General features: G+C 49.8%; 9 protein-coding genes and 1 pseudogene. 5 read left to right on the plus strand and 5 right to left on the minus strand.

Translation table 11 applies throughout. The features are described from left to right. Positions 1 to 37: 37 nt before the first annotated feature. On the minus strand, positions 38 to 304 hold the full coding sequence (locus EL645_RS15190) for a His/Gly/Thr/Pro-type tRNA ligase C-terminal domain-containing protein (protein WP_126551308.1): 267 nt from the start codon (positions 302 to 304) through the stop codon (positions 38 to 40). Next, on the minus strand, positions 301 to 1338 hold the full coding sequence (hisS, locus tag EL645_RS15195; protein WP_126551309.1) for a histidine--tRNA ligase: 1038 nt from the start codon (positions 1336 to 1338) through the stop codon (positions 301 to 303). Before hisS ends, EL645_RS15190 begins: the two co-directional genes overlap by 4 nt. 828 nt (positions 1339 to 2166) lie before the next feature. Between hisS and EL645_RS15200 the strand changes: the two genes are divergently transcribed. The 3 genes from EL645_RS15200 (at position 2167) to EL645_RS15210 (ending at position 6232) form a co-directional block, all read left to right on the plus strand. Beyond that, positions 2167 to 3855, plus strand: coding sequence for a glycosyltransferase family 39 protein (locus EL645_RS15200; RefSeq protein ID WP_126551310.1), 1689 nt, complete (start codon positions 2167 to 2169; stop codon positions 3853 to 3855). Between the two features lie 203 nt (positions 3856 to 4058). Next, positions 4059 to 4433, plus strand: a complete 375-nt coding sequence (locus tag EL645_RS15205; protein WP_126551311.1) for a hypothetical protein — start codon at positions 4059 to 4061, stop codon at positions 4431 to 4433. 314 nt (positions 4434 to 4747) lie between these two features. Continuing rightward, the gene (locus tag EL645_RS15210) at positions 4748 to 6232 is read left to right on the plus strand and encodes an MptA/MptB family glycosyltransferase (protein ID WP_503827027.1); all 1485 of its coding nucleotides are present in this window, start codon (positions 4748 to 4750) and stop codon (positions 6230 to 6232) included. 73 nt (positions 6233 to 6305) lie between these two features. On the opposite strand, the pseudogene gyrA reads toward EL645_RS15210, so the two are convergent. After that, a pseudogene (gene gyrA / locus EL645_RS15215) lies at positions 6306 to 8905 on the minus strand (DNA gyrase subunit A). 376 nt (positions 8906 to 9281) lie between these two features. Between gyrA and EL645_RS15220 the strand changes: the two are divergent. Continuing rightward, a complete protein-coding gene (locus tag EL645_RS15220; protein ID WP_126551313.1) occupies positions 9282 to 9836 on the plus strand; it encodes a hypothetical protein in 555 nt (184 codons plus the stop codon). Positions 9837 to 9935: 99 nt separating this feature from the next. Next, entirely contained in the window at positions 9936 to 11486 is a 1551-nt protein-coding gene (locus tag EL645_RS15225) for a PH domain-containing protein (protein WP_126551314.1), read from the plus strand. Between the two features lie 90 nt (positions 11487 to 11576). Here the strand turns inward: EL645_RS15225 and rlmD are convergent, their stop codons facing one another. Further along, positions 11577 to 12551 (minus strand): 23S rRNA (uracil(1939)-C(5))-methyltransferase RlmD, encoded by a 975-nt coding sequence (rlmD, locus tag EL645_RS15230; protein ID WP_161977378.1) that lies wholly within the window; start codon positions 12549 to 12551, stop codon positions 11577 to 11579. Next, positions 12518 to 13018, minus strand: coding sequence for a TRAM domain-containing protein (locus EL645_RS15235; RefSeq protein ID WP_126551316.1), 501 nt, complete (start codon positions 13016 to 13018; stop codon positions 12518 to 12520). Before EL645_RS15235 ends, rlmD begins: the two co-directional genes overlap by 34 nt. Positions 13019 to 13065: the final 47 nt, after the last annotated feature.

Raw genomic sequence — 13065 nt, forward strand, 5'->3', positions numbered from 1 at the left:
TCACATAGCGCTTGATTATGTCAGGCACCTAGTATTGCTAATGTTGCTCGGTCAGATAGGCGATCAACTCTTCGCGTTTTACCTGCACCTGCTTGTTGTCGGTCTGTTCTGGTCCGGGCTGCATGTTTTTGACGGAGACCGTGCCGTTAGCCAGCTCATCCTCACCAATGATGATGGAGTAAGCAGCCCCTGAGGCATTGGCCTGCTTCATCTGAGCCTTATTGCTGCGCTCACCATAGCTGGTAGAGGCCTTAAGACCCGCCTGGCGTAGTTCTGCTGTGATTTTGGCTGCGGCATCCTTCATTTCCTGGCTCTTCCCAAAGTAGGCCACAAAGGCGCGCGGTTTCGCCTCTGGGGCGGCACAATGCCCTGGCGTTTGAGTTCCAGTATGACACGTTCAATACCTACTCCAAAGCCAATGCCAGGCGTGTGTGGGCCGCCGAAGATCTCGGCCATCCCATCATAACGACCACCGCCGTTTAAGGCTACCTTATCGATCTCTGATGTGAATTCAAACACGGTACGGGTATAGTAGTCCAGGCCACGCACAATTAAGGTATCAATCTCGAATGGCACATCATAAAACGCCAGGTAGCGTTTGACCGTATCGAAGTGTTCCTGACAGGGCTCACAGAGATTATCGGTAATCCTGGGGGCGGCCGCAATTTTTGCTTGATCCTGTGGATTTTTGCAGTCGAGCAAGCGCAATGGATTCTTGCTAAAGCGGGTCTGACAATCATTGCAGCACTCGGCTAACAACGGCTCGTAATAGGCCTTGAGCTTTTCTATATATTGTGGGCGACAGTTGTGATCCCCGATACTGTTGACATTGACGCGAATATTTTTCAGACCCAGGTTGGTATAGATCTGATAGAGCATTCCGATCAATTCGGCATCGATGGCGGGATCGCTCTCGCCAAGTGCCTCACAGCCAAACTGGTGATGTTCGCGCAGCCGTCCTGCCTGTGGACGCTCACGGCGAAACATCGGCATACTCATGTAATAGAGTTTGACTGGTTGGGCCATCTTAAACATGCCATGTTCCAGATATGCGCGTACCACGCTGGCGGTCCCTTCGGGGCGGAGCGAAATATTTTGCCTGCGCCCCTCTTTATCGGCCCGGTCGTCGAAGCTATACATCTCATGTTCAACGATATCGGTACCCTCGCCCGAGGTGCGGCGAAAGACAGATGTCTCTTCTAATAGCGGTGTCTCGATACGCTGATAACCATAGAGACTGGCTATCTCTGAAGCTGTATTTTCAATGAAGCGCCAGTAAGGCTGCTCCTCGGGTAAAATGTCTTTAAAGCCCTGTAAGGCTCTATACTGTTCTGGCATAATGTAAGTCTTTCTCCTCCACGCACATACGAGCTCTCGCTATTATAGCAGATTAGTTCCCTGACTAGTAGTTCCTTCTTCTATCAGTACAGGGCTTTTTTTATGCTCCTTGTAATTAGCATATATGCCTTATTCAGGAGGCTGTGTGGTGACTGTATAGGGTCTGGTCCGTTTTTATGTATCGAGCCTATTGTTTATCTGGCAGTGTGTCTGATGCCTATGGCCATCAGGAACCCTGGCTCATTTGTATGCGTGCGCTACGCGCCCGAACAGTTGTTTCTGGGGTGCAAAAAATGGGCCCCTGGCCCATTTTTTGCACCCCAGAAACAACTGTTTTGAGCACCCCGAGAGAAAAAGAGCAAGTCTATATCTCTGTGGTTGCAAAGGTACGCGCATCCCGAGAGAAAAAGAGCAAGTCTATATCTCTGTGGTTGCAAAGGTACGCGCATCCCGAGAGAAAAAGAGCAAGTCTATATCTCTGTGGTTGCAAAGGTGCGCACCCAGAGAGGAAAAAAGGTAGCCTATATCTCTATAGTTGCAAAGGTACGCACCCAGAGAGGAAAAAAGGTAGCCTATATCTCTGTGGTTGCAAAGGTACGCATTCCGAGAGAAAAAGAGCAAGTCTATATCTCTGTGATTGCAAAAGTACGCACCCAGAGAGGAAAAAAGGTAAGCCTATATCTCTGTGTGGTTGCAAAGGTGCGCAGCACCTTTGCAACCACATAAAAAAACAGATCGGGCGCGTAGCGCACGCACACATCGATAGCATCGATAGCATGTTTAATAAATAGCATATAATCTCTGTAATAGTTATAAGGATTGTTTAAAATGGCGCGGGAAAGTCGTGATATGAGGACGGATAAAGAAGAGAGCGTTGCAGAACCAACCAGCAACACCAGGCACAGCTCCGGCAGGCTAACCATACAGAAATGGACGCTAACCGCGTCCCATCTCTGGTTATTATGCATACTATTGGTGCTGTTCAGCTTCACCCTGAATATCCTCTATCTCGGACGCCCCAGTATCTGGTTTGATGAAGCCTTCTCAGTTGAGCTTGCCCGGCAACCTTTGCCTTTGCTCTGGCGCACAATTTTTGGAACCGAGCCAAATATGGAGTTATATTACCTATTACTCCACTTCTGGCTGCGTGCTGCCAGCTGGTTGGGCCTGGCTCCTGTTGAGTGGCTGGTCCGTTTGCCATCCGCCATCTGTGCCGCACTGAGTACTGGTATCCTTTTTTTCTTTGCCCGCCGTTACCTGGGCACGGTCGCCGCCGCCGTAGGATCTGTCCTGTTTGCCTCAAACTATCTACAATTGATTTATGCCCAACAAACGCGCGCCTACGCTTTACAACTGTTGCTGCTCTGTATCTCCTGGCTGGCTCTGATAACTGCTATTGAGCAGAAGTCACAGCAGAAACGCTGGTGGATTATTTACCTGATCGCAAACGTGCTGGCTGTCTACACTCATCTCTTCAGTGCCTTTGTGATTCTGGCACAATGTATTGCCCTGGTAGGTCTCTTCTGCGTTTCTGGTAGCTGGCGTGCCCGTATTCGCCAGCAGGCGGTGCTATGGATTGGTAGCCTGGTGCTCATGGGTGTCTTGAGCATTCCAATGTTCCTGGTCAGTTTACATGGCTCTAAAACCGGCTGGCTGTTTGTACCTCACCTGCATGAGCTTTTATCGCTCTTTGCTATTATTAGTGGCAGTAATACACGCTATCTGCTAGTGGTTGGCCTGTGTATTTTGCTCGGGCTGGGTGTCGTCTGCGCTGCAGGCTTACTCAGGCGCAATATACGCTATCAGAACCGGCTGGTCCAGCGCCTGAGCATGCTACAGGAGGCTGAGCAACTGCAGCGCCTCTGGCCGTTCGCCTGGATCTTGCTGTGCTGGTTTATCCTGCCGATTGTGATCAGTTATGTTATTTCGCAGGGTTCGCTACGCCTCTTTTCTACTCGTTATCTGGTTGTGGTGGTGCCCCCATTCTGCCTGCTGGCCGTGCTGGGTGTAGTCGTCTGGCGCTGGCGTATATTGCAGGCGCTGCTAATCTGCGCGCTCATCGGCTCGGCATTGCTGGTTGTTCCGCATTACTATCAAAATGCTCAGATAGAAGATTGGAATAGCGCGGTTCATTGGTTACAGGCTCGTGCCCGCCCTGATGATGGACTGGTTTGTTATGATAATACAACGACCCAGGGTTGCCAGATCGCGGTTGAATATTACTTACATGCTTATCCCAATGGCACGCAATTCTCGAGCGATTCGCCTGGCGCTTTTTCATGGGAGAAATTTAGTACCGATCAGCCGCAAAATGATCCAGCCCTGGCATTACAGCCAGCAGCCTTAAGCGCATTCGTGCAACATCACGCACGCTTCTTCCTGATTACGGGCCGCATTGCTAATGATAGTGATGCGCAGAAGGTAAAAGACACACAAAACTGGCTGGATCAGCAGTATCATTTTGTCGACCAGATTACCACACATACCGTGACGGTTCGATTATATAGTAGCCATTGACTTTTCCTCAATGTTCTAATCCTTCACCGTTTATACGTTTTGTAGGATGTTAATTGAAGTATCCTTCCGGCATAGGCAGGAGTACTTGTTTTCTGTCGTTCCATTGAATGTATGGTAGTATTAGAGATATGTTATTATGATCGCTTATTGGATACCAATAAGTATGTGGTTATCTGGTGAGTAAGTGTTTATGGAGCCCAATCATGTCCAGTTCATTTAATGAATTGTATAGTAATATATTAAATGCTGTTTTTCTTGATCGTGCCAGGCAACAATTGGAGCAAGGTGTTGACGGACTGGCATGCGCGGATGCATATGCGGATCAAGGAAAACCCGATTTTACGTTAGCCCATTTATTGCTGGCGGATGCACCAGAAGAATTGAAGCGCGATATCCTGGCTCGTTCTTATGAGCGTCGTGCCGAGCTCACCGATGAGCGGGCCGAAGCCTTTGACCAACAATTTCATCGTCCTTTTCCGCTGGTCAAGCTAGAAGCCCAAAAAGATCGTATGTCTGCTCAACAAGTTCGTCAAGGGAAACGTATCCGCAGAGGAGCAAAGTCGCTCACTATGAACTAGGTAAGGATCGCTTTAGGATAATTTTGAGTTGGCTGATTAGTCTTTGTAGGAGACGGTAGTCCTTGTTAGAAAATATTATAAAAAATGTAGATTCATCTCTATCAAATGACAATGCATCTGATCAACAGAAGAATCCTGCATTATGGCCTATACTGGTCTCAGCTGCCGTATTTGTTTTAAGCATCTTATTCTTTGATTCCGTGTTGCACAACATATCAGGTTTCAAGACAAGTGTATGGATAAGCAATAAAATTACATGGCTCGGTCGTTGGATTCCTGTTGATCTTACCAGTGGTGTGCATTCGCGTTTAACCATGCATAAAACCGGCTTTATTGAAATGCTGCTTTTGCTGGGAATGATGTTTGCAGCCTACGGTGTCTGTGCATGGCTTATATATCGGCGTGCAAAGTCTGGCTCACAGACCTCTCTTTTCTGGTTGATCTGGTCAGGTGTGTTGATTGTGAGTATTATCTATATGCTCACACCCGCTATCATGACTACAGATGTCTATTCATACTCAAGCTATGGGCGTCTGCTAGCGCTCTACCATGCCAATCCCTATTTTGTTCCGCCGACCGCGTTTCCACATGATGTTGTATATCAGTGGCTGCAGCCTGAGTGGCGTAAGGTGGTTTCTATTTATGGACCCATCTGGACGGTTGTCGGAACTCTCCTGGCTTTAATTGGCGGTTCGTCGCAACTGGGTCTGGTAATAGTTTTTCGCTGTTTTGCCCTGTTGTGCCATTTAATTAATATTGCCTTGATCATCGCTACCCTGCGGACCATGAAACGCTCTCCGCGCCTGGTGCTGCTCGGAGCATTCCTCTATGCCTGGAATCCATTAGTGCTAATGGAGACTGTATTTAACGCGCATAATGACATCTTTATGGTTACGTTTCTCTTATTGGGCTTCTATTTTTGTGCCCGCGCTCAGCAGAAGGGAACCTTTTTACAATGGCGTGGCTACCTGCCACCGATTGTAGCTTTTACTGCTGCTGTGCTGGTCAAATTTAGCGCCGCGCCAGTGTTGCCTGTTTTTGTACTGGCTGTTGGCATCGCGACCATACAAGCTGATAGTAAAAATGGTAAGCTAGTCTGGCAGCGAGCCATGAGGTCAGCTGTTATTGCGACGGCTGTCTTTGTAGTGCTTACACTGGCCTGTTACGGTCCTTTCTGGATTGGCCATAGTTTCCAGGATATCGTGCGTGGTTTTACTACCTTGCCATCGGCCTCTGATTCAACCAATTCAATCCTGTCCGTCTTCAAGAATTATAATAATGGCCATGCCTTACCTGCGGCCTTAAACATATTCAAGAGCCGCCCACTGTGGAATATCATCAATATTCTGGCTATGGTGCTTCCGATTGTCATTGGCTGTGTTTATCTATGGCGCGCGCCCAACACACGGACAATTGCGATCGTTACCCTGGCCTCGTTTGGGGGCTTTTTGCTCTCAACGCCCTGGTTTTTCTCCTGGTATCTGGTTTGGATGGTGGCCCTGGTTCCATTTTGCTTCTCAGCAACGCGGATGGGCCGTTTCAGTCGCGCCTTGCTAGCGTTTAGCCTGGCTTTTTCAGCGACGGCCTTCATCTCTTACTACACAACAATGGTTGGTTGGATGTTACTGCTTTTAAAGCCACCGGCACTGACCTGGAACATCTGGTTAAATCTCAGTATGCTGGGCATACCCACTGCAGTCTTTATTATTGTCTGGTGTTTCTGGCCGCCAGCTAAAAATGCGGCTCAGACACAGATTGCTTCATCACAGTCAGTAGCTGCGGGCACAGTGTCTGAGTAGTAGTGCATGCGTGCATAAAAATTCCCCACTAGCATTTGCTAGTGGGGAATTTTTATGCGCAGGTGGATAATACTTATTCTTGATCGTCCTGTACTGAGTCCTCATCGGTGGAGGTTGACTCTTCGTCTTGATCCTCCAGTTCAGAACCATCTACAGAAGCCATCACCGCTACCTGCTCCTCACCCTCGTTGAGGAGTACGGCTTCACCTTCTCCATCAACAATGAGCTCATCTTCCTGATCGGAGGATTTTTTGCCATTGGTAGTGGCTACCGCGACAATGGAGTCGTTCTTGCCAACCTGCATTAGGATAACGCCCTGGGTAGCACGTCCACTGACTTTAATTGCGTTGACATCGGTACGAATGACAACGCCGCTGGCGGAGATGATCATGAGATCGCTATCTTGATCTGTCACTACACGGGCAGTGGCCACGGGTCCGGTTTTATCAGAGACCCTTGAGGTGATGACGCCGCTACCGCCGCGATTGTGGCGTGGATATTCCTCTAGCGGTGTGCGCTTGCCATAGCCATACTCGGTAACAATCAGCAGCTCACTATCCTCTTTCACCAGATTTAACGAGACTACGGTATCACCCTGATCCAAACGGATACCTCTGACGCCGCCGCTGGTACGCGAAGCCAGGCGCAGGTCATCGACGCAGAAGCGAATCGCCTGACCTTTGGCTGTAATGATCAACACATCGTCTCCAACGCGCGCCATTTTTGCCCCAATCAGTTCATCGTCATCTTCCAGGTTCATAGCGATCAAGCCCTGGCGACGTACGACTTCAAACTCGCTCATAGAAGTCTTTTTGACTTCACCCTTTTTGGTCGCCACGATCAGTACATCCCGGCTGACGTCCTTCGGTACCGAGACGATGGCGGTGACGCGTTCACGCTGCTCGATGGCGATCATATTGATCAGGTGTTCACCCTTGGCGGTACGGCTGACATCGGGCAACTCGTACACCTTTAATTGGAAGACACGGCCCCGATCGGTAAAGAAGAGCAAGCTGTCATGGGTATGGGTGACCAATAAATGGCGCACCGTATCGTCTTCACGGGTCGCCATACCGGTTACGCCGCGACCACCACGACGCTGTGCACGATATGTGTTGGAGGGCAAGCGCTTAATATAACCTTTGTCGGTTAGAGTGACAACCACTTCCTCATTGGGGATCAGATCCTCGTATTTAAAGTCTCCGACCTCGGCTGCCTCAATCTCTGTGCGGCGTGGATCGCCATACTTGTCTTTCAGATCTTTTAGATCGTTTTTGATCAGTTTGCGAATCTCATTGATGTCGCTCAACAGCATATGGTAGTACTCAATGTGCTGTAAGACATCTTTGAGCTCGTCCTCGATCTTCTGACGTTCCATGGAAGCCAGGCGGGCCAGACGCATATCCAGAATAGCCCTGCCCTGTTCTTCTGACAGGCCAAACTGTTCACGCAGTTGGACCAGGCCATCCTCATAAGCAGACTTTGACGAGCGAATGATGCTGATCACGGCATCCAGATTATCCAGGGCGATCTTTAAGCCCTCAAGGATATGTTTGCGTGCCTCGGCCTTGGCCAGCTCAAAGCGGGTGCGGCGCGTCAGCACAATTTCGCGATGTTTGATATAGTGGTACAGGAACTTCTTAAGCGTCAGTGTCTGTGGCTGTTGATCCACCAGTGCCAGCATATTGGTATTGAAAGCCGTCTGCATGGCGGTATATTTGAACAGCGCATTGAGCACGCTATCCATGTTGGCGTCGCGTTTTAGATCGATGACCATGCGCATGCCCTGGCGATCTGATTCATCGCGTACTTCGGCGATGCCATCAATCTTCTTGTCGCGGGCCAGCTCGGCGATCTTCTTTACCAGATCAGATTTGATAACCTGGTAAGGCAGCTCTGTCACAATAATACTGACACGACCACGCTCGGTCTCTTCGGCGTGTGTACGGGCGCGAATCACCACGCGACCACGGCCATTGGCATAGGTATTGCGGATACCTTCGCGACCCTGGATAATGCCGCCGGTGGGGAAGTCCGGGCCGCGAATAATGCGTGCCAGTTCTTCGGTGGTAGCCTCAGGATTATCGATCAGGTACGTGATGCCATCGCAGACCTCGGTTAGATTGTGCGGTGGAATATTGGTTGCCATACCAACGGCAATACCCGTTGAGCCATTGAGGAGCAGATTGGGCAGACGAGCTGGCATAACAACTGGTTCGGTGGTCTGATTATCGTAGTTGGGAGCAAAATCAACGGTATCTTTTTCAATATCGCTCAGTAACTCATCCGCGATGGCGGCCATTTTGGCCTCGGTATAACGCATAGCGGCGGCTGGATCATCATCTTGTGAGCCAAAGTTGCCCTGACCAAGAACAAGAGGATAGCGCATCGCCCACGGTTGAGCCATACGTACAAGAGAAGCATACACGGCCGCATCGCCATGGGGTGGTAACTCTTCAACACCTCGCCAACGGTACCTGCACACTTACGGAATTGCCTTGTTGATTGCAGACCCATCTGGTCCATAGCATAGAGCACACGACGATGAACAGGTTTCAGGCCGTCTCGAACGTCTGGGAGCGCGCGGCTCACAATGACACTCATTGAGTAGTCGAGATAGGCTCCTGTCATTTCTGTAACGATATTGACTGGCTTTACATTGCCGGGTTCCATAAAAACATCCTCACCAAAAAGTAAGACATAGCCTGAAGGCGATATCGGGTTGAAGCATTGATATAAGCTGCTTGGAGGGGTCTTAGAAAGTTTGATCCTACCTGCTTTATTATATCACATTGGGCTCATTTTTACGAATTTTTTTGGTTTTTAGCAGCTTTCTCTTAGCTGGTAGGTAGATTTTTTAGGCGGGGTATTACTATGAATAGTGTGGTGTGTAAACATATGATTTTGCCTTGAAAGACTCTATGTTTTGCAAATAACCTGTGGTATGATTAAATGCAGGAACGGAATTTACGGGGAATTTTATGTGCTGTTGCTTTCTCCGGTTGTGTAGCGCCTGCGATACTGGTGACCCTTGGGAGATTCTGAGTATATGTTATTACCTTTCACAGAACAACAGTGCTTTTTTGTCGCTATCCTGATCTTTATTGTCGTTGGTTTCCAACGCGGTTGGCGGCGTGAGCTTGTTTCGTTAGTTTTTATTTTGTTGGCAGCATTCCTTGTCCATCAAGATACCAGCAATGCCGTTGGATCTTTCATTGGTCGTTTGCCTGCCGTGGTTGGCTATGCGGCTGGTGCCAGTCAACCACAACCTACATCCGTAACTAATTTCCTGGGTGGACCTTTCTGGTCCTTGATAATTTTTGCGGCGATGGTGGCGCTGGGCTATTACATAGGAAATAAGGCTTTCCCTCGACCATACAGCCCCCAGGAACGTTTTATAGGTATTGTGCCCGCGGTCATCTCCGGGGCCTTTGTGCTGGGATATCTAAGTAATTACTTTAAAACGATTGGTGGCCGTTCAACGGTGTCTGTTGATATCCAATCGCCTGACCCTTTGAATTATGTCGCGATTATTTTCTTTATCGCGATTATCGCTATTGTCGTGGCGGTTATCGCTTCGCGCAGAAAAGCTGCCAGAAAATAGAGGAATAGTGTGCCTACACTGTGTTGACCGTTGAGGTAACTGAATGGCTGAGAAACCCAATAAAACAACCACGCAACTCCGGGAAATCCCTGGCGTTCAGTGCGTCGCCGCTTTAGCGTATCGCAGTTGAGACGTGGAGCCGACCGATCCTGGCAATTCCCTGGTCAGCAACCAGGTGAGAATGTGTTGATGGTAGTGCGCAGGCACTGGTGGTTTTTAGTTGTGCCCGCGTGGCCAGTATTGCTTTCTGTTGCTTCCATCATTGCAGTTTCCTTTGCGGCTGTCGCATATCCTGTCCTGACCTCTCTCTGGATCATTATGGAGGTCGTAGCTGTTCTGGCCGCCCTTGCCACCGGTGCCTGGTTTGTCTACAAACGCCTGATCGCCTGGTGGTATGAAACCTATATCATTACCGATCGGCGCATTATCAATACACGCGGCTTATTAGAGCCCACGCGGCAACAGACCCCGATTGAAAAAGTTGAACAGGTAGGAATTGGTATCGACACGGTGCCAGGTCATTTGCTTAACTTTGGTACAGTCCATGTCTATCTGGCTGGTGGTGATCTGTATCTTCGTGAGGTGCCTCGACCCAAAACCGTACGTGATGCCATCCAGGGTATATCGACCGAAATTAAAGCGAAAAAGCCAAAGCCCGCAGCTCCCCCGCTTCCAAAAGATCCCCAGCTGGCGGCGGTCCTCAAATCGCTTGCCAAAGGAAAAGACATTCCCCGCTTGCCAAATGCTGACGAGGATCTTCCCCCGATTCGAGGAGAGAATGGACGCTTCCTGGGACCACGCCGTACTTTTGGTGGCATTTTGCGCTTGCCCTGTGATGTGCGCTATGTCTCAGGCGAATATACCGTCATGTATATTCAGCGTTCCCAGTATCTACTCTGGCGCAACATTGCCGTGCCAGCTCTGCTGCTGCTGCTATTGGCCCCCATTACCCTGTTTGCGCCCGGTACTGGCCTGATACCCTACACCATCTGGCAATATTGGTGGGCTTTTATGGGACTGGTCCTCTTAGGGCTGCTGATCACTATCTTTCTAATTTATACCAACTTCGTTGATGACGTTTATATCCTCACCAACCGACGCATTATCGATATCGAGCGCCATTACGGCCTGTTCTTTGAAACTAGCCTGGAAGTAGAATATAAGAGTATTCGAGATATTCGAGTTCAGGTGCCTGGTGTGCTTGCCCGCTTCTTTGATGTGGGACATGTCTATATAGAAACACCCGGAAGTAATCCAGATGTGATTCTCTCCTACGTTGATCATCCCTTTACATTGCAAGATGAGGTGCTGGGTATCAAGTCGCATAAAGACAAAGCAGACGCAGCGCGACGTGAGAATGAGGAGAAGAAAAGTTTATACACCTGGTTTGGCACCGTGGTCTCCAAATTGGAGGAGACCGATCGGCGCGTTGGGGCGCCCAATTTAAAGAATCTGGACCTCTTTGATGCCATGGGCTGTGCGAAAGAATATGGCCTGAATATCGTTGTGCGTGGTGAAGCGGTGGATAGCCCTGACATTCCACCGGGCCTGGTAATTCAGCAGAACCCTCCTCCTGGTACCGTTATGGAGAAAGGGAGCCAGGTCGAGATCGTCTTGAGTAAGCGACCTACGCTGGTTGATTCAATGTAGATTGGGAAGATAAACAGACAGAACAACGCCGCTTGTACATAAAGCGGCGTTGTTCTGTCTGTTTGCTTGCTCTTTAGATGCTGAAATGGTCTATTGCCATTTACCTACGCGCACCAGTAGCGCGACACTCTCAATGTGATAGGTTTGGGGAAACATATCTACTGGCTGGGCTGAGACCAGGCGGTAGCGTCCACCGGAGCACAGGGTGGCTATATCACGAGCCAGCGTGCTGGGATCACACGAGACGTAGCAGATAGCACGAGGAGCCATGGTTTGCAGGGCCTGTAGAGCCTTTGGATGACAGCCAGCGCGTGGCGGATCAACCAGGGCAATATCTATACGCTCGCGCCGATAATGTAACTGGTTGAGTATACGTTCCAGTGTGCCTTCAAGCGCTGTAATATTATTCTGATTATTCAAAGCGCAACCAGCCCGGGCATCCATCACGGCACTGGGTTGGGATTCAACCGCGATGACGCGGGCGCACTGTGAGGCCAGGAAGGTGGAGAAGAGTCCAACACCGCTATAGCCGTCCAGCACTATCTCGTGACGTTGTGGTTCAAGCGCCGCCATCGCCCGTTCAACCAGGACCGATGTCTGGATCGGATTTACCTGGAAGAATGAATCAGCAGAAATGCGGAAACGTCGTCCCAGTACAACATCCGTTAAGAATTCTTGCCCCACAAAGACGCGTCCATAGCGCCCACCGACGCGCTCAATAATGACGCCCACGATACCTGGTGCAATTGTCATTAACTCTTGAGCTAGCTGATGGGGATTTTCCATCATCGAGCCTGGACGCGCATTCAGAATCAGCAAGGTCGGAACCGCTTTGACCGCATTGGGTGCAATGCCTGTGGCGGCATTACTGACAGCCCCAATGGCGCCGCGGATCGTTACGCTTTGTAGCATCTGACCGAGAGTGTCACCAAAATAATCGATCAGTTTTCTGCGTACCAGTTGATAGACCTGGTCCAATGCAGGGTGCAAGAGGCCACATTCCTCTAAATCCTGTACATCATGACTCTCGGTCAGTTTAAAACCAATTTCGCCCGCAGTACCCACCGTAAATACAGCATAATTGCGATAATGCCAGGGGGGATGGTAGCAGGCATGCCAATTGTTGGATGAACGAGTGCGTCTGGCTGCTTGCCAATGCGAACCAGTAGCTGCCGCACAATATGAGCCTTCCAGGTCAATTGAGCAGGATACGCGATATGTTGCCATTGGCATCCGCTATCAGTAAGCTGTGGGTAAGCTGGCTCGACCCGCTCAGGAGCAGGGCGAAGGATCTCCAGGAGCTCTGCGCGTGCATGACCGCGCCTCTCCTCGACAATCTCAACACGCACCCGCTCCCCTGGAATACCACCAGGGACAAATAGTACGCGTCCCTCATAGCGGCCTACGGCATCTCCTCCGTAGGCAAGGTCTGTAAGTTCAACATCAATGCTCATGTTCACCTCGGCGGCACCTGACGACAGAGATTGTCGTTGATGTCCGTCCCATCTTTCCAGCGTTTTTGTATCTTTCAATTCTTACTACTACATAGCCCCAACAATGGAGTCCCGCATGTTGAAGG

It is taken from the genome of Dictyobacter kobayashii (assembly GCF_003967555.1).
Classification (GTDB): domain Bacteria; phylum Chloroflexota; class Ktedonobacteria; order Ktedonobacterales; family Ktedonobacteraceae; genus Dictyobacter; species Dictyobacter kobayashii.

Excerpts from the sequence above, each read along its gene's own strand:
- EL645_RS15210 (WP_503827027.1), top strand. The coding sequence starts at position 4,748 with ATGCATAAAACCGGCTTTATTGAAATGCTGCTTTTGCTGGGAATGATG.
- EL645_RS15220 (WP_126551313.1), top strand. The coding sequence starts at position 9,282 with ATGTTATTACCTTTCACAGAACAACAGTGCTTTTTTGTCGCTATCCTG.
- EL645_RS15205 (WP_126551311.1), top strand. The coding sequence starts at position 4,059 with ATGTCCAGTTCATTTAATGAATTGTATAGTAATATATTAAATGCTGTT.
- hisS (WP_126551309.1), bottom strand. The coding sequence starts at position 1,338 with ATGCCAGAACAGTATAGAGCCTTACAGGGCTTTAAAGACATTTTACCC.
- EL645_RS15190 (WP_126551308.1), bottom strand. The coding sequence starts at position 304 with ATGAAGGATGCCGCAGCCAAAATCACAGCAGAACTACGCCAGGCGGGT.
- EL645_RS15200 (WP_126551310.1), top strand. The coding sequence starts at position 2,167 with ATGGCGCGGGAAAGTCGTGATATGAGGACGGATAAAGAAGAGAGCGTT.